Raw genomic sequence first — 23028 nt, 5'->3', positions numbered from 1 at the left:
TTGTGTGCTGCGTCGCGTGTTAATCGGCGTGCGCAAGTCTGTTTTACCCCTCACTGAATTACGCAAATAACGCCCGAAATGCGTCGGAAGCCCGCGCCACAAGGCTGCGCGCGTTACGCATTTTCTGGCCATTTCTGCGCGTGTTGCGTCGACGTTGTAAGCCGATGGAAAGCGCTTGCCGCGCCAAACGTCACTCCGTTACACTCGCCATTCGCCGACCATGCGGTCAGCATTAATCGCCGATGCAGCCTGCGTGGGGCCAGCGCCGATTATGTGTGGTCCGGCGGCAGCACTACCGAATTCGAATCCGGAAAACGCCTGAAAATCCGGAGCAATAAAGAAAACGATGATCGAAGGAGTGGAGATGCGGTTGGTTTGGCGTTGGATGAACGCGGCATGCGTCGCGACCGGAGTGCTCGCCGCCACGGCGGGCGTCGCGCACGCGGATGTGAAGATCGGCGTGACGCTCTCGGCCACGGGCCCGGCGGCTTCGCTCGGCATTCCCGAGAAGAACACCATCGCGCTGCTGCCCAAGGAGATTGGGGGCCAGAAAGTCGACTATCTCGTGCTCGACGACGCGACCGATTCCACGCAAGCCGTAAAGAACGCGCGCAAGCTCACGAGCGAGGATCACGTCGATGCGCTGATCGGTTCCACGGTCGTGCCCAACTCGCTCGCGATGATCGACGTCGCCGCGGAAAGCAGCACGCCGATGATCTCGATGGCCGCCGCGGCCTCGATCGTCGAGCCGATGGATGCGAAGCGCGCGTGGGTCTTCAAGACGCCGCAGAACGATCAGCTAATGGCCGGCGCGATCGCGCAGCACATGGCCGCGCACGGCGTGAAGACCGTCGCCTTCATCGGCTTCTCGGATGCGTATGGCGAGAGCTGGTACAAGGAGTTCGGCGCTGCGGCGGCGAAGCAGGGCATCAAGATCGTCGCGAACGAGCGCTTTGCGCGCAACGACGCGTCCGTTACCGGGCAGGTGCTCAAGATGATCTCGCAGCACCCGGACGCCGTGCTGATCGCCGGCGCGGGCACGCCGGCCGCGTTGCCGCAGAAGACGCTCAAGGAGCGCGGTTACGCGGGCAAGTACTACCAGACGCATGGCGTCGCCAACAATGACTTCCTGCGCGTCTGCGGCAAGGATTGCGACGGCACCTGGCTGCCCGCCGGGCCGCTGCTGGTCGCCGATCAATTGCCCGATTCGAATCCCGTGAAGCAGTCGGCGCTCGCGTACAAGAGCGCGTACGAAAAGGCCTATGGCGCGGGCTCGATCTCGACGTTCGGCGGCCACGCGTGGGACGCCGGTTTGTTGCTGCAACACGCGATTCCCGTCGCGCTGAAGGCCGGTCAACCGGGTACGAAGGCGTTCCGCGACGCGTTGCGCAAGGCGCTCGAAGACTCGCACGACGTCGCGGGCGCGCACGGCATCTTCAACATGAGCGCAACCGATCACGCGGGACTCGATCAGCGGGCGCGGGTGATGGTGCAGATCGTCGGCGGCAAGTGGAAGCTGGCCGGCGACTGAGTTCCACGGGAAATGACGCGATATCGGCTCATCGACATAACAAGGCACGTTCAATCGACGTGCCTTTTTTGTTGCAGGTGCAACGGCTTCGCAGCGTCGTTGTATTGGCGAGGCGCGTGGTGGTGAGTCGTGCGGTGAGCAGGGCAGGGAGCAGTGAAGCAGGCAGCGGATAAAGCGGACGCGCGGACAAGGGAAAACCATGCATCACACGCGCGATCCCGATTACTACACTCGAAGGCCGGCGTTAGCGAACCGAACACACGGCGCGGCGCCGGGATATAAATCGACACGCAGACAAAGCGTTTGGAGACGCGCAATGAAAACGAAGTTGGCGATGAAGAAGTGGTCCACGAGAGCCTTCCATGCCGGACTCGCAGCGGCATGGATGGGCGTGGCGGGTGTGGCCGTCGCGCAGGTGAAGATCGGCGTGACGCTCTCGGCGACGGGGCCGGCGGCCTCGCTCGGCATTCCCGAGAAGAACACGATCGCGCTGCTGCCCAAGGAGATCGGCGGCAAGAGCGTGCAATACATCGTGCTCGATGATGCGTCGGACACGAGCAAGGCCGTGCAGAACACGCACAAGCTGATCGACGAGGATCACGTGGACGCGATCATCGGTTCGTCGGTCACGCCGAACTCGCTCGCGATGCTCGACGTCGTCGCGCAGGGCAAGACGCCGATGATTTCGCTCGCGGCATCGGCGGCGATCGTGCAGCCCGTGGACGACAAGCGCAAGTGGGCCTTCAAGCCGCCGCAGAACGACAGCCTGATGGCTGACGCGATCGCGGGCTACATGGAGAAGCACGGCGTGAAAACGGTGGGCTTCATCGGTTTCACGGATGCCTACGGCGACAGCTGGTTCAAGGAGTTCAGCGCGGCGGCGGCGAAGCACAACGTCAAGATTGTCGCGAGCGAGCGCTATAACCGCACGGATTCGTCGGTGACGGGGCAGGCGCTCAAGCTGATGTCGGCGAACCCGGACGCGGTGCTGATCGCCGGTTCGGGCACGCCGTCGGCGCTGCCGGCGACCACGCTGAAGGATCGCGGCTACAAGGGCAAGATTTATCAGACGCACGGTGTCGCGAATAACGACTTCCTGCGCGTCTGCGGCAAGGACTGCGAAGGCGAGTTGCTGCCCGCCGGGCCGATTCTCGTCGCCGATCAATTGCCCGATTCGAATCCGGTCAAGAAGTCGGCGCTCGCCTACAAGGCCGCTTACGAGAAAGCCTACGGCGCGGGTTCGGTCGCGACCTTCGGCGGTCACGCCTGGGACGCGGGCCAGATGCTTCAGCGCGCCATTCCGGTCGCGCTCAAGTCGGCGCAGCCCGGCACCGAGGCGTTCCGTGTTTCGCTGCGCGACGCGCTCGAGAACATCAAGGATCTGCCGGTCTCGCACGGCATCATGAACACGACGCCCACCGATCACAACGGTCTCGACGACCGCGCACGTGTGATCGTGGAGGTCGTCAACGGCAAGTGGAAGCTGCAAGGCGACTAAGCGCGCCCGACGCGTGATGCCGCGCCGCGCGCGGTGTCACGTGAAACGCTGTGGGCGTTCCGTTGCGTTGCGTGTCGCCGCCGCGGCTTCATTTCGGCCACCGACAATGTCCGCTGGTCGCTCGCCTTGCGTGCCCGACTCACGTCCTCTCGTCGATCGGGCACGCCGATTCGACGCGGCGTGGCCTTCGCGGCCGCGCCGCGTGCTTGCCCCGCACGATCCCGCATCGCCGTTTTTCCGACACCACCGCAGACGTTCCGAGTTTCACGCGTTCCAGAAAGAGAGGTTGGAAGGGTATGGATTTATCGATTGCCGCAATCCTCGCGCAGGACGGCATCACCACCGGGGCGATCTATGCGCTGCTCGCGCTCGCGCTGGTGCTGGTGTTCTCCGTCACGCGCGTGATCTTCATTCCGCAGGGCGAATTCGTTTCCTACGGCGCTCTCACGCTCGCCGCGCTGCAATCGCAGAAATTTCCGGCGACGTGCTGGCTGCTGGTCGCGCTGGGCGCGGCCTGCTTCGTCGTGGAGACGGCGGGGCTCGTGCGGCACGCCGAGCGTCGCAAGCACGCGCCGCGCACGCTGGTCACGCTCGCGGGCAAGTATCTGCTGTTTCCGCTCGCGCTCTACGCGCTCACGCGCGGCGTGGCTGGGCAGCCCTTGCCGATGCTCGCGCAGATCGCGCTGACGCTGGCGATCGTCGTGCCGATGGGGCCGTTCGTCTACCGTCTCGCCTATGAGCCGATCGCCGAAGCCACCACGCTGCTGCTGCTGATCGTGGCCGTGGCCGTGCACTTCGCGATGGTCGGCCTCGGACTCGTGATGTTCGGCGCCGAAGGCTCGCGCACGACCGCGTTCTCGGACGCCACGTTCAACCTCGGCGCGCTGTCGATCTCGGGGCAGAGCCTCTGGGTGGTCGGCACGGCGGCGGTGCTGATCGTCGCGCTGTACTTCTATTTCGACCGCACGATCTCGGGCAAGGCGCTGCGCGCGACGTCGGTGAACCGGCTGGGCGCGCGCCTCGTCGGCATCGGCACGACGCAGGCCGGGCGGCTCGCGTTCACGCTGGCCGCTGGGCTCGGTGCGCTGTGCGGCGTGCTCGTCGCGCCGCTCACGACGATCTATTACGACTCGGGCTTCCTGATCGGCCTCAAGGGCTTCGTCGGCGCGATTATCGGCGGTCTGGTGAGCTATCCGCTGGCTGCTGCGGGCTCCGTGCTTGTGGGCCTGCTGGAGTCGTATTCGTCGTTCTGGGCGAGTGCGTACAAGGAAGTGATCGTGTTCACGCTGATCATCCCCGTGCTGCTGTGGCGCAGTCTTTCCACGCCGCACGCCGAAGAGGAAGAGGAGTGACGCGATGAAACGACTCGTTCTGCATAACCGCTTCTTCTGGCTGTTCCTCGTGGTGATGTTCGCGCTGCCGGTGCTGCCGGGTATGGTGCGCGTGCCCGAATACTGGATCACGCTGCTCAACTACATCGGCCTCTATTCGATCGTCGCGATCGGGCTCGTGCTGCTCACCGGTATCGGCGGGATGACGAGCTTCGGGCAGGCGGCGTTCGTCGGGCTCGGCGCCTATGCGACCGCGTATCTGACGACGCAGTACGGCGTCTCGCCGTGGCTCGCCTTGATCGTCGGCGTGCTGATCACGGCGCTCGTGGCGCTCGCGCTGGGCCTCGTGACCATGCGTCTGTCGGGCCACTTCCTGCCGCTTGGGACGATCGCCTGGGGTCTCGCGCTGTTCTTCCTGTTCGGCAATCTCGACATGCTCGGCAAGTACGACGGCATCAACGGCATTCCGGTACTCAATGTGTTCGGCGTCGAGCTGGAGTCGGGGCGACATATCTATTACCTGATCTGGGCGGTGGTGCTGGCGTCGGTCGTCTCGGTGCAGAACCTGCTCAACAGCCGCACCGGGCGAGCGATACGCGCGCTGCGCGGCGGCGGCTTGATGGCCGAGGCGATGGGCGTCAACACGGCCTGGATGCGCGTGGTGATCTTCGTCTATGCCGCGGTTCTGGCGGCCGTCTCGGGCTTCTTGTACGCCCATTTGCAGCGTGCGGTGAACCCGACGCCGTTCGGCCTGAATCACGGCATCGAGTATCTGTTCATGGCCGTCGTGGGCGGCGTGGCGCACGTCTGGGGCGCGGTGCTGGGCGCGGCGATTCTCACGGTGCTGCAGGACTGGCTGCAGGCGCTGTTGCCGAAGCTGCTCGGCGAGAACGGCAATTTCGAAATCATCGTGTTCGGGATTCTGATGGTGCTGCTGCTGCAATACGCGCGGCGTGGCGTCTGGCCGTTCGTGGCGCGCTTTTTCCCGCGCGGGCCGCAGGCGCATGTGCCTGAGCATGCCGAGCCTTTGCCGCAGCGCAGCAAGCCCGAGGCGGGCGAGATGCTGCTGACGGTCGACAAGGCGCGCAAGCAGTTCGGCGGTCTGGTCGCCGTCAACGACGTGAGTTTCGAGGTGAAAGCGGGGCAGATCATCGGTTTGATCGGCCCGAACGGTGCGGGGAAATCGACCACCTTCAACCTCGTGACGGGCGTGCTTCAGCCGACAAGCGGCGCGATCACGTTCCGCGGCGAGCGCATCGACCGGCTCACTTCACGTGAAATCGTCGCGCGCGGCATCGGTCGCACTTTCCAGCACGTCAAACTCTTGCCGACGATGACGGTACTGGAGAACGTCGCGATCGGCGCGCATCTGCGCGGTCACTCGGGCGTGCTGCGCAGCGTGGTGAAGCTCAATGCGTCGGAGGAAGGTCGGCTGATGAGCGAGGCGGCGAAGCAACTGCGCCGCGTGGGCCTCGAGCAGCACATGTACGACGAGGCGGGCAGTCTCGCGCTTGGCCAGCAGCGGATCCTGGAAATCGCGCGAGCGCTGTGCTGCGATCCGACCTTGTTGCTGCTCGACGAGCCGGCGGCGGGCCTGCGTTATCAGGAGAAGCAGCAGTTGGCCGCTTTGCTGCGCAAGTTGAGAGAAGAGGGGATGAGCGTGCTGCTGGTCGAACACGACATGGATTTCGTGATGAATCTCACCGACCGGCTGGTCGTGATGGAGTTCGGCACGCGCATTGCCGAGGGTTTGCCGGAAGAAGTGCAGAAAGATCCGGCCGTGCTCGAAGCCTACCTGGGCGGGGTGGAATGATGACGTCGCCCGTACTTGAAGTCTCCAATCTCGCGGTGCGCTACGGCAAGATCGAGGCGCTGCATCAGGCCGCCATCGAGGTGGGCGCGGGGCAGATCGTCTCGGTGATCGGCCCGAACGGCGCCGGGAAGTCGACGTTGCTGAACGCCATCATGGGTGCATTGCCGCAGACCGGGCACGCGAGCGGCCGCATTGCCTACCTCGGCGAGGAAATTGGCGTGTTGCCTATCGAGCGCCGTGTCGCGCGCGGCATGTGTCTCGTGCCGGAGAAGCGCGAGTTGTTCGCGTCGATGACGGTTGAGGACAACCTCGTGCTCGGTGCGTATCGGCGCAAGCGGGCAGGGGAGCGCAACTTCCTCGATCAGCTCGATCATGTCTTTCAGCTGTTTCCGCGCCTCAAGGAAAGGCGTGCGCAGGCGGCCGGTACGTTGTCGGGCGGCGAGCGGCAGATGCTGGCCGTCGGTCGGGCGCTGATGGGCAAACCCGATCTGTTGATGCTCGACGAACCTAGCTTGGGCCTCGCACCGCTGATCGTGAAGGAAATCTTTCACATCATCAGCGCGCTGCGCCAGACGGGCGTTGCGACGCTGCTGATCGAGCAGAACGCGCGGGCGGCACTGCAAATTTCGGATTACGGCTACGTGCTGGAAACTGGCGATCTCGCGCTCGAAGGGCCGGCGAGCGAGCTGGCGGAGAATCCGCGCGTGATCGAAACGTATTTGGGTTTGGCCAAGAAGCCCGTCTGATCTCGTCAGTTTCTGCAGAACTCGGCGGCGTGTTTCACGTGAAACACGCCGTTTTTTTTCGACAAAGCGTGGAACGAAATTCGGGCGTGAACGGCCCAAAACCTGAAACCGTTATAATTCGCGCATACCACTTTTTCTGAGAAGGCTCACGCGGTCAAATTGTCCGTGCGTGAGGTCCCGCCATGCTTTTCCCAACAGAGTTTGACGTAATTGTCGTCGGCGGCGGTCACGCCGGCACCGAGGCCGCGCTTGCCGCTGCCCGCATGGGCGTGAAGACGCTCCTGCTCACGCACAACATCGAGACGCTTGGTCAGATGAGCTGCAATCCGTCGATTGGCGGTATTGGCAAAGGCCATCTGGTTAAGGAGGTCGATGCGCTCGGCGGCGCAATGGCCGCTGCGACGGACGAGGGCGGCATTCAGTTCCGCATCCTCAACTCGTCGAAGGGCCCCGCTGTGCGTGCGACGCGCGCCCAGGCTGACCGTATTCTGTACAAGGCCGCGATCCGCCATCGCCTGGAGAATCAGCCGAATCTGTGGCTGTTCCAGCAGGCCGTGGAAGATCTGATGGTCGAAGGCGACCGCGTGGTCGGCGCCGTGACGCAGGTCGGCCTGCGCTTCCGCGCACGCGCGGTGGTGCTCACGGCCGGTACGTTCCTCGACGGCAAGATCCACGTGGGCCTCAATAACTACACGGGCGGTCGCGCAGGCGACCCCGCCGCAGTGACGTTGTCGGCGCGCCTGAAGGAACTGAAGCTGCCGCAAGGCCGCCTCAAAACGGGCACGCCGCCGCGTATCGACGGCCGCACGATCGATTTTTCGGTGCTCGAAGAGCAGCCGGGCGACCTCGATCCGGTACCGGTGTTCTCGTTCCTTGGCCGCGCGGAGCAGCATCCGCGGCAGATTCCGTGCTGGGTCACGCATACCAACGAGCGCACGCACGACATCATTCGCGGCGGTCTCGACCGTTCGCCGATGTACACGGGCGTGATCGAAGGGGTGGGGCCGCGCTATTGCCCGTCGATCGAAGACAAGATTCATCGCTTCGCGTCGAAGGAATCGCACCAGATCTATCTGGAGCCGGAAGGCCTGACGACGAACGAGTTCTACCCGAATGGAATCTCGACGAGCCTGCCGTTCGACGTGCAGTTGGAACTGGTGCACTCGATGCGCGGCCTCGAGCACGCGCACATCCTGCGCCCCGGCTATGCGATCGAATACGATTATTTCGACCCGCGCGGCCTGAAGGCGTCGCTGGAAACGAAGGTCATCAACGGGCTGTTTTTTGCGGGCCAGATCAACGGCACCACGGGCTATGAAGAAGCGGCTGCGCAAGGCCTGCTCGCCGGTATCAACGCCGGTCTGCAAGTGCAGGGCAAGGATGCATGGTGCCCGCGCCGCGATCAGGCTTATCTCGGCGTGCTGGTCGACGATCTGGTGACGCGCGGCGTGTCGGAGCCGTATCGTATGTTCACGAGCCGTGCGGAGTATCGTCTGAGTCTGCGTGAAGACAATGCCGATATGCGCCTGACTGAAATCGGCCGCGAACTCGGTGTTGTCGATGACGTGCGTTGGGATGCATTCAGCCGCAAACGCGACGCTGTTTCACGTGAAACCGAACGCCTGAAGTCGACATGGGTGAATCCGAAGACATTGGGCGCGGAAGAAGCGACTGCGCTGCTCGGCAAGCCCATCGACCACGAATACAATCTCGCAGACTTGCTGCGACGTCCGGGTGTCAGCTACGACGGTGTGTGCGGTCTGCGCGGCGGTACATGCGGTCCTGAAGCGCCGCTGGCCGACGACGAAGTCCTGCTCGCGCAGATCAAGGAGCAGATCGAGATCGGTGTTAAATATCAGGGCTATATCGATCGTCAAGCGGACGAGATCGAGCGCAATGGCACGCACGAGAACACGCGTTTGCCCGAGGGCATCGATTACGCGGAAGTGCGTGGTCTGTCGTTCGAGGCGCGCCAGAAGCTCAATCAGTTCCGTCCGGAAACCATCGGTCAGGCCTCGCGCATTTCGGGCATCACGCCCGCCGCGATCTCGCTGCTGATGGTGCATCTGAAGCGCGGCCTCGGCCGTCGCCGCCAGAAGCCCGCCGACGCGGGTAACGACACGACGCCGGTGGCTCAATGAGCGGCCGCGCACGTCAACCCGGTATCGCCGATCGCGGCGCACTTTCGCAGATGCTGAAGGAGGGCGCTCAGGCGCTCTCCGTCGAATTGAGCGAGCGTCAACACGAACAACTGCTGGACTACGTCGCATTGCTCGCGAAGTGGAACGCCGTCTACAACCTGACGGCCATTCGCGATCCGCGCCAGATGCTGATCCAGCACATCCTCGATTCGCTTTCGATCCTGCCGCATCTGCCTTCACGTGAAAACACGGCGGTGCTCGACGTGGGGTCGGGCGGTGGTTTGCCGGGCATCGTTCTCGCGATCGTGCGTCCCGACTGGCAAGTCACGCTGAACGACATCGTGCACAAGAAGTCGGCGTTTCAGTCGCAAGCGAAGGCCGAACTCGGCCTCGCGAATCTCTCGGTCGTGACCGGACGAGTCGAATCGCTGCGACCTGGTGTCGAAGTCCCTAAAAAATTCGACTTGATCGTCTCGCGGGCATTCGCGGAACTGTCCGATTTCGTTACACTGGCCCGTCACCTCGTTGCGGACGGCGGCGCGATCTGGGCGATGAAGGGTGTGCGCCCCGAAGGCGAGATCGAGCGCTTGCCGGAAGGCGCGAAGGCAATCCAGACGATTCGCCTCACCGTGCCGATGCTCGATGCGGAACGTCACCTGACGGAAGTCACGGTCGAACCGGTTGCCGCCGCCTGAGTCGGCCGCACACAGGATCGTTGGCCGATCGGTCGAATAGCGCGGCTGCGTTGCTCGCGCTATAACGTATGCAAACTTTTTAAGGCAGTAAAGGGACACATAAAAGATGGCAAAAATCTTCTGCGTTGCGAACCAGAAGGGCGGCGTCGGCAAGACGACGACAACGGTCAATCTCGCCGCGAGCCTCGCATCGCAGGGACAGCGTGTCCTTCTCATCGACCTCGACCCGCAAGGCAATGCCACGATGGGCAGCGGCATCGACAAGGCGGCGTGTGAATACACCGTCTATGAAGTGCTGGTCGACGGTATTACCGTGCCGCAGGCGCGTACGAGCCCGGAGCAGGTGGGCTACGACGTGCTGCCGGCCAATCGCGAACTCGCCGGCGCCGAAGTGGAGCTGGTCTCCGTGGAACAGCGCGAGCGCCGTCTGAAGAACGCACTGGCGCAAGTGGACGATGAATACGACTTCGTGCTGATCGACTGCCCGCCCGCGCTCTCGCTGCTCACGCTCAATGGCCTGTGCGCGGCGCATGGCGTGGTGATTCCGATGCAGTGCGAGTACTTCGCGCTCGAAGGTCTGTCAGACCTCGTGAACACCATCAAGCAGGTGCACGCGAACATGAATCGCGACCTGAAGGTGATCGGCCTTCTGCGCGTGATGTTCGATCCGCGCATCACGTTGCAGCAGCAGGTTTCGGAGCAACTCAAGGAGCACTTTGGCGACAAGGTGTTCGACGCCGTGATCCCGCGCAATGTGCGGCTTGCGGAAGCGCCCAGCTACGGTTTGCCGGGCGTGGTGTTCGATCGCGCCTCGCGCGGCGCGCAGGCCTATGTGCAATTCGGCGCGGAAATGATCGAGCGCGTACGCGCACTCTGACGCAGACTGGAGAAGCACGATGAACGCAGTAGCACGAAAAAAGGGGCTGGGTCGAGGACTGGAAGCACTGCTCGGCGGTAGCGCGGACATCACCGAAGCAGTGAAGATCGAGGGCGCGCCCAACACGCTGCCGCTCACGCAGATGCAGGCGGGCAAGTATCAGCCACGCACGCGCATGGACGAAGGCGCGCTGCAGGAACTGGCGGCGAGCATTCGCGCGCAGGGTTTGATGCAGCCGATTCTCGTGCGTCTGGTCAGCGCGAATCGCTACGAAATCATCGCGGGCGAGCGACGTTTTCGCGCGGCGCACATTGCCGGCCTGACCGAGGTTCCGGTGCTCGTGAAGGATGTGCCCGATCAGGCCGCCGCCGCGATGGCGCTGATCGAGAACATCCAGCGCGAAGACCTGAATCCGCTCGAAGAGGCGCAGGGCATCCAGCGGCTGCTCGACGAGTTCAGTTTCACGCATGAGCAGGCGGCGGAGTCGGTGGGGCGCTCGCGCAGCGCGGTGTCGAATCTGCTGCGTCTGCTGAACCTGGCCGCGCCGGTGCAGACCATGCTGCTCGCGGGCGATCTCGATATGGGCCACGCGCGCGCGCTGCTCGCCGTTGACGCCGCCACGCAGATCACGCTCGCGAACCAGGTGGTCAACAAGCGTATGTCGGTGCGTGAAACCGAAAAGCTCGTTTCGGCGACGACCAAAGCCGCACCGGCGGTGAAGGCGAAGGCTGCGCACGATGGCGGGCGCGACACGCGCCGCCTCGAAGAAGAGTTGTCGGATCTGCTGTCCGCGACGGTGAAGATCAAGCTCGGCCGACGCGGCCGCGGCCAACTCACCGTCGATTTCGGTGATCTCGATGCACTTGACGGCATTTTGCTGCGTTTGCGCGGCGAAGCTGCGGTTTAACGCACGTTTCCGTACACGGTGCAGGAATCTGATGCCGCGCAACGCGGCCCCCTGAGTCTGCTGCGCCGGATCGGCGCGTTTGCGGCGGGCGAGCCGGTGCTGACGATACTCGTCGCCGCGCTCGTGCTGCTGCAGATCTTCGCGCCGCGCGCGTGGAGCACGCTGCCCGGGCTCGTCGACTGGCAAACGGTGATGACGCTGGCCGGCCTGCTCATCCTCACGAAGGCGATCGAATATTCAGGATTCCTGACCTGGGTCGCGCACAAGCTGGTCCATCGAATTCGCTCCGAGCGCGCGTTGGCGTTTCTGCTGATCGGTCTGGCGGCGGCCTTGTCGACGGTCGTGACGAACGACGTTGCGCTATTCGTCGTCGTGCCGCTGGTGTTGTCGCTGCACAAGCTCACGCCGTTGCCGCTCAAGCGCCTCGTGATTTTCATCGCGCTGGCCGTGAACGCCGGTTCCATCCTGACGCCGCTCGGCAATCCGCAAAACCTGTTTCTCTGGCAGTTGAGTGGTGCGGCATTTGGTCGCTTCGTTGTCGCACTGGCGCCGCTCTGCGCGCTGCTGATGGCGATGCTGTTTGCGCTCGCAGCGCTGCTTTTCCGGCCGACCGCGCTCGATCTGAGCCGCGACGCAGAGGCGCATGGCGTCGATCGCACGCTCGCGGGCGTGGCCGCCGTGCTGTTTGTCGCGTTCGTGCTGCTCGCCGATGCGCACCGCGCCGGCCTTGCGCTCGCGGGCGTGGCTGCCGGGTTCCTGATCTGGCGCGCGCGCATCGTGCTGAAGATCGACTGGCTGTTGCTGCTGATTTTCGTGCTGATGTTCATCGTCCTGCGCAGCGCGGCGGCGCTGCCGTGGATTCATCACGCGCTGGAGGGCCTCGCGCTGCAGACACCGGTACGCGCCTATCTGGCGGGCGCCGTGCTCTCTCAGGCCATCAGCAACGTGCCGGCGGCCATCGTGCTCGCGGGTTTCACGCACGACTGGCGCGCGCTGGCGTACGGTGTGAGCGTCGGCGGCTTCGGCCTCGCGATCGGCTCACTGGCGAATCTGATCGCCGTGCGTCTGTCGGGCGAGCGGGGCGTCTGGCTGCAGTTCCACCTCATCGCGATCCCGTTCTGGGTGGCTGCGACAATATGCGGCGGTCTCGTGTTGTATTTTTCCTGACAGAAATGAGACAGGTCAGCGACATAAACGTGGTTACAAGGTAAAATCGCGCCCCGTTTTGCCTGGCTCTCCTGAGTGCAGAACGTGCGGCGAACGCTCCCTTACATTTTCCGTTACCCCTCGGGTAATGGTGCGTTTTCCGCATGATGAAGTAGCATTTCACGGGGGTTATTGAGCGGGCTAAAGTCTTGAATTGGCTGCAACTATCGCTTACAATCGCCCGGATTTATTTGGTTGGCGATGCCGTAAGCACGTTGTAATAAAGCGCGCGAAAGGCAAATATCCGGAATAACGCGATGGTGGGTCACAGGCCAGACGAAGCGCCGCAGGCGCATGAAGGGCCCGATGGTCCGCGTAGCGCGATCGAAGCATCCCGCCGGGGGCAGGATGCGGGAACGGAGAAAGCAGGAGCCGCGGGTTCGCGTGTCGATCACAACGATCGCTGGGACCAGCTGGACGCCGATCAGCAAGATAACAACGACATCGTTCCGCTCACCCGGACTGAAGCCGAGCAGCTGTTCGGTGCGCAGGTGAGTCGCCCATCGCGCGTCACGCCGTTTCGTGTCGTGGCGGCGCAAGTGGTTTTGTCCCTGGTTGCTACGCTGTTGTGGTGGCTGTTTTATACGCCACCGGGTGCGGCTGCGCCGAGCAGTGTGCCGATCTCGGCGCTGCTGGGAGGAGCGATCTGCTGGGTGCCCGGCGCGTTGTTCGCCGCGCGGCTCAAGCAGTTGAGCGGCGCCGGCACCGTAATGAACTGGATGCTCGGTGAAGCATTCAAGATGGGGGCGACGATTGCGATGTTCGTCGCCATCGCGTTCTGGTATCGCGACGTGCAGTGGATTCCCCTGCTCATCACGTACCTGATCGCACTGAAGACATACTGGATCGCGCTCGCGTGGCGCTGAATCCCGCCAACATCGCGCCGCCTTCGGGCGTAGAGGCGATGGAGGCGAAGATCAGCTGGCCCATGCGGAGCAAATAAGACACGATCCGCGGCGGTGCGTTCCCGCAATCTGGTTGGCGCGGGAACGGCCGGAAACGATTTTCGACAATTTGGGTGGTTTTAACGATATGGCAGCCAGCGAAGGAACGCGCGCTCTGGATCCGTCCGAGTACATTGCGCACCACTTGCAGAATTTTTCCACCTCGCATCAGACGTCGATCGTCGATTTCCACGTCTGGAACATCGACACGCTGTTCTGGTCGATCCTGTGTGGTGTCGTCACCATCCTGCTGCTGTTCGTCGCCGCACGCAAGGCAACGTCGGGCGTGCCGGGCCGCTTCCAGTGCGCCATCGAAATGCTGGTCGAAATGGTCGAAGACCAGTCGAAGTCCATCATTCACGGCAACCGTAAATTCATCGCTCCGCTGGCCCTGACGGTGTTCGTCTGGGTGGCGCTGATGAACTCCCTCGACTTCATCCCCGTCGACCTGCCGGGCCGCGTGATCGGCTGGCTGGGTCTGTCCGAAGCACTCCCGCATCAGCGCATCGTCCCGACGGCCGACCTCAACGGCACGTTCGGCATCGCGCTCGGCGTGTTCGTGCTGATGATCTATTACAACCTCAAGATCAAGGGCCCCGGCGGCTTCGCCCACGAGCTGCTGTCGGCGCCGTTCGGCTCGCATCCGCTGCTGTGGATCCCGAACCTTGCACTCAACATCATCGAGTTCGTCGCCAAGACGGTTTCGCTCGCCCTGCGGTTGTTCGGCAACATGTATGCAGGCGAACTGCTGTTCCTGCTGATCGCCCTGCTGGGCAGTCTGTGGACCTTCGGCGCGGATTCGACGGTGCTTGGCTTCATCGGCCACGTGATTGCAGGCAGCGTCTGGGCGATCTTCCACATCCTGATCGTTCTGCTGCAAGCGTTCATTTTCATGATGCTGACGCTGGTGTACATCGGCCAGGCACACGACAGCCACTAAACGGCGGTCGGACCAGATTTGCAGTTTTAAGTTTTAAATCCCCAGTTCCAGAAAATCTCACAAAGGAGTGATCATGCAAGCTTTCATCGCCAACATCCAGGGTTTCACGGCCATCGGTATCGGCATCATCATCGGCCTGGGTGCAATCGGCGCCTGTATCGGTATCGGCCTGATGGGCGGCAAGTACATCGAAGCCTGCGCACGTCAGCCTGAACTGATGAACCCGCTGCAGACGAAGATGTTCCTGCTGGCTGGTCTGATCGATGCAGCGTTCCTGATTGGCGTGGGTGTTGCAATGCTGTTCGCGTTCGCTAACCCGCTGCTCTCGAAGCTCGCGGGCTAAGTTCCCTGGAAGGTTGCGCCTGACCTATAACGGTTAAGGGCGCATGGCGGAACGGGAGACGAGGCGCTGATCGAGTTTCACAACCGATGAGCGCCTTGCCGTTTCAATTCCCCGGAATAGCAACGTTTAAGGAAACACCGTGAATCTCAACGCAACCCTGTTTGCGCAAATGGTCGTGTTCCTGATCCTCGCGTGGTTCACGATGAAGTTCGTGTGGCCGCCGTTGATCAACGCCCTCGACGAGCGCTCGAAGAAGATCGCGGACGGCCTCGCCGCTGCGGAAAAGGGCAAGGCGGAACTCGAAGCCGCGCACAAGCGCGTAGGCGAGGAACTCGCTACGGCCCGTAACGAGGGCCAAAACCGTATCGCCGATGCGGAAAAGCGCGCTCTCGCCGTCGCTGAAGAAATCAAGGCCCAGGCCCACGCCGAAGCAGCGCGCATCATCGCGCAAGCCAAGGCTGACGCGGACCAGCAAGTCGTCAAGGCACGCGAAGTCCTGCGCGCCGAAGTCGCCGCGCTCGCCGTGCAAGGCGCCGAGCAGATCCTGAAGCGCGAAGTCGATCAGTCGGCGCATGCCGATCTGCTGAATCAACTGAAAGCCGAGCTCTGATCATGGCCGAACTTGCAACCATCGCCCGCCCGTACGCAGAAGCCCTGTTTGGCGTGGCCGAAGCTGGTGACACCGCCACCTGGTCCACGCTCGTTACGGAGCTGGCACAGGTTGCGGCCATGCCCGACGTGCTGTCGGTCGCGTCGAGCCCGAAAGTGAGCCATGCCCAGGTCGTCGAGCTGCTGCTGTCGGCGGTGAAGTCCCCGCTCAAGGATTCGGCCGAGGCCAAGAACCTCGTGCAGATGCTGGTCGCGAATCACCGCCTGGAACTGCTGCCGGAAATCCACGCACAGTTCGAAGCGCTCAAGAACGCGAAGGCCGGTGCGGCCGATGCGCTGATCGTCAGCGCGTTCCCGCTCGAAGGCACCCAGTTGAACGACCTCGTCGCCAGCCTCGAACGCAAGTTCAAATGCAAGCTGAAGCCCACCGTTGAAATCGACAAGTCGCTGATCGGCGGCGTGCGTGTCACGGTCGGCGACGAAGTGCTCGATACCTCGGTCCGCGCGCGGCTCGCCAGCATGCAGGTGGCTCTGACCGCTTGAGCGTCCCGGTGAACGCACCGAACGCAGCGGCTGGCACGCAACAGAATTGAACATCAGGAGCGAATAATGCAACTCAATCCCTCTGAGATCAGCGAGCTGATCAAGAGCCGGATCCAGGGCCTTGAAGCGAGCGCAGACGTTCGCAACCAGGGCACCGTGATCTCCGTGACCGACGGCATCGTGCGCATCCACGGCCTGTCGGACGTGATGCAGGGCGAAATGCTCGAATTCCCGGGCAACACCTTCGGTCTCGCGCTGAACCTCGAGCGTGACTCGGTCGGTGCCGTGATTCTGGGTGAATACGAACACATTTCGGAAGGCGACGTCGTCAAGACGACGGGCCGCATTCTGGAAGTGCCGGTGGGTCCGGAACTGATCGGCCGCGTGGTCGATCCGCTCGGCAACCCGATCGACGGCAAGGGCCCGGTCAACGCCAAGATGACCGACGCGATCGAAAAGATCGCTCCGGGCGTGATCTGGCGTGAAGGCGTCTCGCAGCCGGTGCAAACCGGTCTGAAGTCGATCGACGCAATGGTGCCGATCGGCCGTGGCCAGCGTGAGCTGATCATCGGCGACCGTCAGTGCGGCAAGACCGCGGTGGCCGTCGACACGATCATCAACCAGAAGGGCAAGGACCTGATCTGTATCTACGTCGCCATCGGCCAGAAGGCGTCGTCGATCCAGAACGTGCTGCGCAAGCTCGAAGAAACCGGCGCGATCGACTACACGATCGTCGTGGCCGCTTCGGCTTCGGAATCGGCTGCGCTGCAGTACCTCGCACCGTACGCCGGCTGCACGATGGGCGAATACTTCCGCGACCGCGGTCAAGACGCCCTGATCATTTATGACGATCTGACCAAGCAAGCTTGGGCATACCGCCAGATCTCGCTGCTGCTGCGCCGCCCGCCGGGCCGCGAAGCTTACCCCGGCGACGTGTTCTATCTCCACTCGCGTCTGCTCGAGCGCGCTGCACGCGTGTCGGCCGACTACGTCGAGAAGTTCACGAACGGCGAAGTCAAGGGCAAGACGGGTTCGCTGACGGCACTGCCGATCATCGAAACGCAGGCAGGCGACGTCACGGCATTCGTTCCGACGAACGTGATCTCGATTACCGACGGCCAGATCTTCCTGGAAACCGACCTGTTCAACGCAGGCATCCGCCCGGCAATCAACGCCGGCGTGTCGGTGTCGCGTGTTGGCGGTGCGGCTCAGACGAAGGTCGTGAAGAAGCTGTCGGGCGGTATCCGTACCGACCTCGCGCAGTACCGTGAACTGGCGGCATTCGCCCAGTTCGCCTCGGACCTCGACGAAGCGACCCGCAAGCAGCTCGAGCGCGGCCGCCGCGTGACGGAACTGCTCAAGCAGCCCCAGTACCAGCCGCTGCAAGTCTGGGAACTGGCTGTGGCGCTGTTCTCGGCCAACAACGGCTACCTCGACGACATCGATGTCGCCGAAGTCCTGCCGTTCGAAAAGGGCCTGCGCGAATACCTGAAGTCGAAGCACGCTGACCTCGTCGCGCGCATCGAGGACAAGAAGGACCTGTCGAAGGACGACGAGAACGCGCTCCACGCGGCTCTCAAGGACTTCAAAAAGTCCGGCGCATATTGATCCGTCCGGGAATCAATCTAGATAAACGGACTGGGATCCGGGTTGGCGCGAGCGCCGACCCGGATCGACAAAGGAGCAAGCAATGGCTGGAATGAAGGAAATTCGCGGCAAGATCAAGAGCGTGCAAAACACGCGCAAGATCACCAAGGCGATGGAAATGGTTGCGGCGTCGAAAATGCGCCGTGCCCAGGAGCGCATGCGCGCCGCCCGCCCGTACGCCGATAAGGTCCGCGACATCGCTGCGCACATGAGCCGTGCGAACCCCGAGTATCGTCATCCGTTCATGACGGAGAACAACGATGCGAAGGTCGCCGGCGTGATTCTCGTCACGACCGACAAGGGTCTGTGCGGCGGGATGAACACCAACGTGCTGCGCGCGACGCTGCAGAAGTTCAAGGATCTGGAAGCGTCCGGCACGTCGGTCGAAGCTACGGCGATCGGCAGCAAGGGCCTCGGTTTCCTGAACCGTCTGCGCGCGAAAGTCGTGTCGAATGTCGTGCAACTCGGCGACACGCCGCATCTGGAAAAGCTGATCGGCGCCATCAAGGTGCAGCTCGACCAGTACTCGGAAGGCAAGCTCTCGGCCGTGTATCTCGCATACACGCGCTTCGTCAATACGATGAAGCAGGAGCCGGTCATCGAGCAGCTGCTGCCGCTGTCGAACGAGCGCCTCGAAGGCGGTCAGGACGATGGCGCAACGCCGAAGTCGCAGTGGGACTACATCTACGAGCCGGACGCGCAAACCGTCGTGGACGAGTTGCTGGTCCGCTATGTCGAAGCGCTGGTCTATCAGGCCGTCGCGGAAAACATGGCGTCGGAGCAATCGGCACGTATGGTCGCGATGAAGGCGGCGTCGGACAACGCGAAGACGGTCATCAACGAACTGCAGCTCTCGTACAACAAGAGCCGCCAGGCCGCGATTACGAAGGAACTGTCGGAAATCGTGGGCGGCGCAGCAGCCGTCTGACCCGAATAGCGAACGCGAATCCGCGCCGGCGTACCCGGTGTGTGCCGCCAGGCGAGTGAAGAATTCAGGTATCTAAAGGAAAATCGATGAGTACAACTGCTTTGCCGGAAGGCAAGATCGTACAGTGCATCGGCGCGGTGATCGACGTGGAATTCCCGCGCGAGAGCATGCCGAAGATCTACGACGCGCTCATTCTCGACGGGTCGGAACTGACCCTCGAAGTGCAGCAGCAGCTCGGTGACGGCGTCGTGCGCACCATCTGTCTGGGTGCGTCGGACGGCCTGCGCCGCGGCACCGTGGTGAAGAACACGGGCAAGCCCATCAGCGTGCCGGTCGGCAAGCCGACGCTCGGCCGTATCATGGACGTGCTCGGCCGTCCGATCGACGAAGCCGGCCCGATCGTCAGCGAAACGACGCGCGCGATCCACCAGAAGGCTCCGGCGTTCGACGAGCTGTCGCCGTCGGCGGAACTGCTCGAAACCGGCATCAAGGTTATCGACCTGATCTGCCCGTTCGCAAAGGGCGGCAAGGTCGGTCTGTTCGGTGGCGCCGGTGTGGGCAAGACCGTCAACATGATGGAACTGATCAACAACATCGCTAAGGAACACGGTGGTTTCTCCGTGTTCGCCGGTGTTGGCGAGCGTACCCGCGAAGGGAACGACTTCTATCACGAAATGAAGGACTCGAACGTTCTCGACAAGGTCGCGCTGGTCTACGGCCAGATGAACGAGCCGCCGGGCAACCGTCTGCGCGTCGCGCTGACCGGTCTGACGATGGCCGAGCACTTCCGTGACGAAGGCCTCGACGTGCTGTTCTTCGTCGACAACATCTACCGTTTCACGCTGGCTGGCACGGAAGTGTCGGCACTGCTCGGCCGTATGCCGTCGGCAGTGGGCTATCAGCCGACGCTGGCTGAAGAAATGGGCAAGCTGCAAGAGCGCATCACGTCGACCAAGAAGGGCTCGATTACGTCGGTTCAGGCCGTGTACGTCCCTGCGGACGACTTGACCGACCCGTCGCCGGCTACGACCTTCGGCCACCTGGACGCAACCGTCGTGCTGTCGCGTGACATCGCCTCGCTGGGTATCTACCCGGCAGTCGACCCGCTCGACTCGACCTCGCGCCAGATCGACCCGAACGTGATCGGTGAAGAGCACTACTCGATCACGCGCCGCGTGCAACAGACGCTCCAGCGCTACAAGGAACTGCGTGACATCATCGCAATTCTGGGCATGGACGAACTGTCGCCGGACGACAAGCTGTCGGTCGCTCGCGCACGTAAGATCCAGCGTTTCCTGTCGCAGCCGTTCCACGTCGCGGAAGTCTTCACGGGCTCGCCGGGCAAGTACGTGCCGCTGAAGGAAACCATCCGCGGCTTCAAGATGATCGTGGAAGGTGAGTGCGATCACCTGCCGGAGCAGGCGTTCTACATGGTCGGCACGATCGACGAAGCCTTCGAAAAGGCCAAGAAGATCCAGTAAGGGTCGCGTTGCAGGCAACGAGGCGAGATGTGTCGCGCTGGTTTTATCGGCATTGACGGATCTCGCCGCCGCAACCCCTTGACCCCAGGAGTTCGACACATATGGCAGCAACCATCAAGGTAGACGTCGTCAGCGCCGAAGAGAGCATCTATGACGGCCAGGCGAAGTTCGTCGCGCTTCCGGGCGAGGCGGGCGAGCTGGGCATTCTGCCGGGCCACACGCCGCTCATCACGCGGATTCGTCCGGGTGCGGTGCGTATCGTGGGCGCGGACGGCAATGAAGAGTTCGTGTTCGTCGCAGGCGGCATTCTCGAAGTGCAGCCGGGCGCCGTGACGGTGCTCGCCGACACCGCGATCCGCGGCAAGGATCTCGACGAAGCGAAGGCCGCCGAAGCGCGCAAGCGCGCCGAAGAGGCGCTGCAGAACGCCGGCTCGAACCTCGAGTACGCCACCGCGCAGGCCGAACTGGCCTACGCCGTCGCGCAACTCGCGGCGATCCAGCGTCTGCGCAAGCAACACCAGCATTGATTCCCGCACGCGCCTTCGCGGCGCGTGTGACCGAATCGAAAAAGCTCCCCGGCGATCGTGCCGGGGAGCTTTTTTTATGGGCCGACGCGAGCGGGCAGCTTAGCCGCGGCCGCTGTCGTTCAGCACTTCGACGCGCAGCACGCCCTGACGCTCCGAGAAGTAATTCACGTTCGAGAACAGGTAGTCGCCGGCGCGGACGTGTTCGAGGATCAGTGCGCGGCCCGCACGCGTGAGCTTGGGTTCGGCGAGCAGGGCGTCGAGATCCGCCTGGGTGAGGCGGCGCTGATGCTCGTCGTCGCGCCAGTTCTCGCCCTCGCGCAGCGCGCCCTGAAGCTTGAATTCGGACGTGAAGACGCGCGTGCCGTCGAGTCCGTAGACGCTCATGCTGACGGGCATGATGCCCGCGTCGTAGGCATCCTGCGGCACGATTTCGTGGATGAAGACGTTATTGCCCGACGTGAAGCCGTCGAGCCGCACCGAGCCGTTCGGACCCGTCACGCCGAGGCGCAAGATCGCCGTGCTATTGCTGGAGCCGATGGCGTCTCTCACGATCGGCAAGACGCCGAGATACGAGCTGGTGGCGAGGAGCAGCACGCCTGCCTTCTCCTTGTCCTGCGCGCCCGGCGTGAAGCGCTTGTCGATCTGCACGCTCACCGATTTGTTGATGCCGACGATCTCGACCTGCGCCGTTTGCGCGCCGATCTCGAAGGCCACCGCGCCGTCGATGTCGTCCACGGGGGCGCGTCGCTCGCCGTCGATCAAGGCGGTGAAGTCCCAGCCGGTGCGCTGGAAATAGCGCAGCGAGACGCCATCGGCATCGCGGCCAATCACGAACTCGTAGAGCCAGTATTGGCCGGGCTCCAGCATCAGTTCGACGACGTTCGCGCCGACCACCGTCAACACGCCGCCGATCAGTTTGCTCGTATCGACCGCACCGTCGGCCAGCGCGAAGTCGCCGTAATGCGTGCCCGCCGGCACGACGCCGAACGCGTACTGAATCGTGTCGTCGGGATTCGAATAGCCGTTGGCATCGGCGCCCGGCACGCCCGCCCAGATCTTCTTCGACAGACGCAGCTTGCCCTTCTTGCCGGTGTTGTTCGTCACCTCGACGCGCATCAGTCCCTGGCGCTCGTAGAAGTAGTTCTGGTTCGTGAACAGCCAGTCGCCCACGCGCAGATTCGTGTGGATCAGCGCGCGTCCCGCTTCGGTGAACTTGGGATTGCGCAGCAGCGCGTCGAGTTCGTCCTGCGTGACTTCGTGCGCGTCGGGGAATCCGGCGCTATACCAGAGCGTTCCGTCGAGCCGGTACACGTCCATCTTCTGTGGCCGCACGCCCGCGTCGTAGCTCGCCTTGGGCACGACTTCGTGGATGAAGACGTTGTTGCCCGACGTGAAGCCGTCGAGGCGCACCTTGCCATCCATGCCGGTGATGCCGACGCGGACCACCGCGTTACCGTCGAAATTCGCGGAGCCCAGTTGCGTGAGGCCGAGATAGGAACTCGTGCCGAAGAACAGCACGCCGTTCGTGCGCCCGGTGCCGCTGCTCAAGCGCTTGTCGAGTTCGACGCACACGGCCTTGTTGATGGCGACGATGCTCATCTCGCGCGTTTGTGCGCCGACTTCGAAGAGCACGGCGCCGTCGTTGTCGTCGACGGGCGAACGCCGTTCGCCGTCCACCACGGCGGTGAAATCCCAGCCGGTGCGCTGGTAATAGCGCGGCGTGACGCCATCCGCATCGCGCCCGATCACGAACTCGTACAGCCAGTAGCGCCCCGGTGCGAGCGCAACGTCGGTCGTGTTGTCGCCCGTCACCATGAGGATGCCGCCGGTCAGCCGATGCGTGTCGACCGAGCCGTCCGCACGGGCGAAATCGCGGAAATGCGTGCCTTCGGGCACGACGCCGAACGCGTACTGGATCGTATCGGCGGGATCGGAATAGCCGTTGGCATCGGATCCGGGCACGCCGGCCCAGATTTTTTTCGAGAGTTTCAGACGGCAGGTAGCGGTGGGGTTCATCAGGACTCCAGGTTGGGAGATTTCCTACGCGACAAGTTGATAAGAACTACGAATCAATAGGCGGAAGTCAAAACTTCGTTAGACGGCTGTAAGGCAGCGGCGATTGCATTACGAATCGGTGCCGAAGTCCATCAGACGCTTGAGAGTGCGCGACGCGATGTCGCGATGCGGCGCGGGAAAAGCGCCAAAGCTTGCGCGCGAATAAAGCCGCCGCCGCGACCTGCTGCGGGCGAGACGGCGTCGGGCCGCCTTCCGCGCCCCGCACAAACCTGGGTTCAAACTACTTGACGTTTACGGAAAGGTAA

Annotated in this window: 20 protein-coding genes; 19 read left to right on the top strand and 1 reads right to left on the bottom strand. The window is 63.1% G+C overall.

Going from position 1 to position 23028, the window contains the following annotated elements; translation table 11 throughout:
- Positions 1–385: 385 nt before the first annotated feature.
- The 19 genes from BMY06_RS09725 (at position 386) to BMY06_RS09635 (ending at position 20707) form a co-directional block, all read left to right on the top strand.
- On the top strand, positions 386–1531 hold the full coding sequence (locus tag BMY06_RS09725; RefSeq protein ID WP_390969579.1) for an ABC transporter substrate-binding protein: 1146 nt from the start codon (positions 386–388) through the stop codon (positions 1529–1531).
- Positions 1532–1859: 328 nt separating this feature from the next.
- Entirely contained in the window at positions 1860–3029 is a 1170-nt protein-coding gene (locus BMY06_RS09720) for an ABC transporter substrate-binding protein (RefSeq protein ID WP_390969691.1), read from the top strand.
- A gap of 296 nt (positions 3030–3325) precedes the next feature.
- Positions 3326–4381 carry a branched-chain amino acid ABC transporter permease gene (locus tag BMY06_RS09715; RefSeq protein ID WP_065061763.1) on the top strand — a complete coding sequence of 352 codons (1056 nt, stop codon included), beginning with the start codon at positions 3326–3328 and terminating at the stop codon, positions 4379–4381.
- A gap of 4 nt (positions 4382–4385) precedes the next feature.
- Entirely contained in the window at positions 4386–6173 is a 1788-nt protein-coding gene (locus BMY06_RS09710; protein WP_074982851.1) for a branched-chain amino acid ABC transporter ATP-binding protein/permease, read from the top strand.
- Positions 6170–6919 (top strand): ABC transporter ATP-binding protein, encoded by a 750-nt coding sequence (locus tag BMY06_RS09705; RefSeq protein ID WP_124263246.1) that lies wholly within the window; start codon positions 6170–6172, stop codon positions 6917–6919. The genes BMY06_RS09710 and BMY06_RS09705 overlap by 4 nt, the downstream gene beginning before the upstream one ends.
- 182 nt (positions 6920–7101) lie before the next feature.
- Complete coding sequence (gene mnmG / locus BMY06_RS09700) at positions 7102–9060, top strand: tRNA uridine-5-carboxymethylaminomethyl(34) synthesis enzyme MnmG (RefSeq protein WP_074982847.1); 1959 nt, start codon at positions 7102–7104, stop codon at positions 9058–9060.
- Complete coding sequence (rsmG, locus tag BMY06_RS09695) at positions 9057–9755, top strand: 16S rRNA (guanine(527)-N(7))-methyltransferase RsmG (protein WP_074982845.1); 699 nt, start codon at positions 9057–9059, stop codon at positions 9753–9755. Before mnmG ends, rsmG begins: the two co-directional genes overlap by 4 nt.
- 106 nt (positions 9756–9861) lie before the next feature.
- Complete coding sequence (locus BMY06_RS09690) at positions 9862–10632, top strand: ParA family protein (RefSeq protein ID WP_065061758.1); 771 nt, start codon at positions 9862–9864, stop codon at positions 10630–10632.
- A gap of 19 nt (positions 10633–10651) precedes the next feature.
- Entirely contained in the window at positions 10652–11539 is an 888-nt protein-coding gene (locus BMY06_RS09685) for a ParB/RepB/Spo0J family partition protein (RefSeq protein ID WP_074982843.1), read from the top strand.
- Positions 11540–11590: 51 nt separating this feature from the next.
- Entirely contained in the window at positions 11591–12706 is a 1116-nt protein-coding gene (locus BMY06_RS09680) for an SLC13 family permease (RefSeq protein WP_074983003.1), read from the top strand.
- 296 nt (positions 12707–13002) lie between these two features.
- Positions 13003–13611 carry an ATP synthase subunit I gene (locus tag BMY06_RS09675; protein ID WP_080180607.1) on the top strand — a complete coding sequence of 203 codons (609 nt, stop codon included), beginning with the start codon at positions 13003–13005 and terminating at the stop codon, positions 13609–13611.
- A 166-nt stretch (positions 13612–13777) separates the two neighbouring features.
- Positions 13778–14629: a F0F1 ATP synthase subunit A gene (atpB, locus tag BMY06_RS09670; RefSeq protein ID WP_065061756.1), complete on the top strand. Its 852-nt coding sequence runs from the start codon at positions 13778–13780 to the stop codon at positions 14627–14629.
- Between the two features lie 73 nt (positions 14630–14702).
- Positions 14703–14972 carry a F0F1 ATP synthase subunit C gene (gene atpE / locus BMY06_RS09665; protein ID WP_028203308.1) on the top strand — a complete coding sequence of 90 codons (270 nt, stop codon included), beginning with the start codon at positions 14703–14705 and terminating at the stop codon, positions 14970–14972.
- Between the two features lie 139 nt (positions 14973–15111).
- Positions 15112–15582 carry a F0F1 ATP synthase subunit B gene (locus BMY06_RS09660; protein WP_065061755.1) on the top strand — a complete coding sequence of 157 codons (471 nt, stop codon included), beginning with the start codon at positions 15112–15114 and terminating at the stop codon, positions 15580–15582.
- 2 nt (positions 15583–15584) lie between these two features.
- On the top strand, positions 15585–16124 hold the full coding sequence (locus BMY06_RS09655) for a F0F1 ATP synthase subunit delta (RefSeq protein WP_074982842.1): 540 nt from the start codon (positions 15585–15587) through the stop codon (positions 16122–16124).
- 66 nt (positions 16125–16190) lie between these two features.
- Positions 16191–17732, top strand: a complete 1542-nt coding sequence (atpA, locus tag BMY06_RS09650; RefSeq protein ID WP_065061753.1) for a F0F1 ATP synthase subunit alpha — start codon at positions 16191–16193, stop codon at positions 17730–17732.
- A gap of 82 nt (positions 17733–17814) precedes the next feature.
- Positions 17815–18699: a F0F1 ATP synthase subunit gamma gene (atpG, locus tag BMY06_RS09645; protein ID WP_065061752.1), complete on the top strand. Its 885-nt coding sequence runs from the start codon at positions 17815–17817 to the stop codon at positions 18697–18699.
- Positions 18700–18785: 86 nt separating this feature from the next.
- A complete protein-coding gene (gene atpD / locus BMY06_RS09640) occupies positions 18786–20180 on the top strand; it encodes a F0F1 ATP synthase subunit beta (protein WP_065061751.1) in 1395 nt (464 codons plus the stop codon).
- 101 nt (positions 20181–20281) lie between these two features.
- Positions 20282–20707 (top strand): F0F1 ATP synthase subunit epsilon, encoded by a 426-nt coding sequence (locus BMY06_RS09635; RefSeq protein WP_065061750.1) that lies wholly within the window; start codon positions 20282–20284, stop codon positions 20705–20707.
- 99 nt (positions 20708–20806) lie between these two features.
- Here the strand turns inward: BMY06_RS09635 and BMY06_RS09630 are convergent, their stop codons facing one another.
- On the bottom strand, positions 20807–22723 hold the full coding sequence (locus BMY06_RS09630; RefSeq protein ID WP_074982840.1) for a hypothetical protein: 1917 nt from the start codon (positions 22721–22723) through the stop codon (positions 20807–20809).
- Positions 22724–23028: the final 305 nt, after the last annotated feature.

Origin of the sequence: Paraburkholderia tropica (genome assembly GCF_900109265.1) — a bacterium.
GTDB classification, from domain to species: domain Bacteria; phylum Pseudomonadota; class Gammaproteobacteria; order Burkholderiales; family Burkholderiaceae; genus Paraburkholderia; species Paraburkholderia tropica.
This window is presented reverse-complemented; position numbering and strand designations above follow the sequence as displayed.

Bases quoted from the DNA above. Each gene is read 5' to 3' on its own strand.
- atpG (WP_065061752.1), top strand. From the start codon at position 17,815: ATGGCTGGAATGAAGGAAATTCGCGGCAAGATCAAGAGCGTGCAAAAC.
- BMY06_RS09705 (WP_124263246.1), top strand. From the start codon at position 6,170: ATGATGACGTCGCCCGTACTTGAAGTCTCCAATCTCGCGGTGCGCTAC.
- BMY06_RS09710 (WP_074982851.1), top strand. From the start codon at position 4,386: ATGAAACGACTCGTTCTGCATAACCGCTTCTTCTGGCTGTTCCTCGTG.
- atpB (WP_065061756.1), top strand. From the start codon at position 13,778: ATGGCAGCCAGCGAAGGAACGCGCGCTCTGGATCCGTCCGAGTACATT.
- BMY06_RS09685 (WP_074982843.1), top strand. From the start codon at position 10,652: ATGAACGCAGTAGCACGAAAAAAGGGGCTGGGTCGAGGACTGGAAGCA.
- BMY06_RS09635 (WP_065061750.1), top strand. From the start codon at position 20,282: ATGGCAGCAACCATCAAGGTAGACGTCGTCAGCGCCGAAGAGAGCATC.
- BMY06_RS09630 (WP_074982840.1), bottom strand. From the start codon at position 22,723: ATGAACCCCACCGCTACCTGCCGTCTGAAACTCTCGAAAAAAATCTGG.
- BMY06_RS09715 (WP_065061763.1), top strand. From the start codon at position 3,326: ATGGATTTATCGATTGCCGCAATCCTCGCGCAGGACGGCATCACCACC.
- atpA (WP_065061753.1), top strand. From the start codon at position 16,191: ATGCAACTCAATCCCTCTGAGATCAGCGAGCTGATCAAGAGCCGGATC.
- BMY06_RS09690 (WP_065061758.1), top strand. From the start codon at position 9,862: ATGGCAAAAATCTTCTGCGTTGCGAACCAGAAGGGCGGCGTCGGCAAG.
- BMY06_RS09725 (WP_390969579.1), top strand. From the start codon at position 386: ATGAACGCGGCATGCGTCGCGACCGGAGTGCTCGCCGCCACGGCGGGC.
- mnmG (WP_074982847.1), top strand. From the start codon at position 7,102: ATGCTTTTCCCAACAGAGTTTGACGTAATTGTCGTCGGCGGCGGTCAC.
- BMY06_RS09655 (WP_074982842.1), top strand. From the start codon at position 15,585: ATGGCCGAACTTGCAACCATCGCCCGCCCGTACGCAGAAGCCCTGTTT.
- atpE (WP_028203308.1), top strand. From the start codon at position 14,703: ATGCAAGCTTTCATCGCCAACATCCAGGGTTTCACGGCCATCGGTATC.
- BMY06_RS09675 (WP_080180607.1), top strand. From the start codon at position 13,003: ATGGTGGGTCACAGGCCAGACGAAGCGCCGCAGGCGCATGAAGGGCCC.
- atpD (WP_065061751.1), top strand. From the start codon at position 18,786: ATGAGTACAACTGCTTTGCCGGAAGGCAAGATCGTACAGTGCATCGGC.
- rsmG (WP_074982845.1), top strand. From the start codon at position 9,057: ATGAGCGGCCGCGCACGTCAACCCGGTATCGCCGATCGCGGCGCACTT.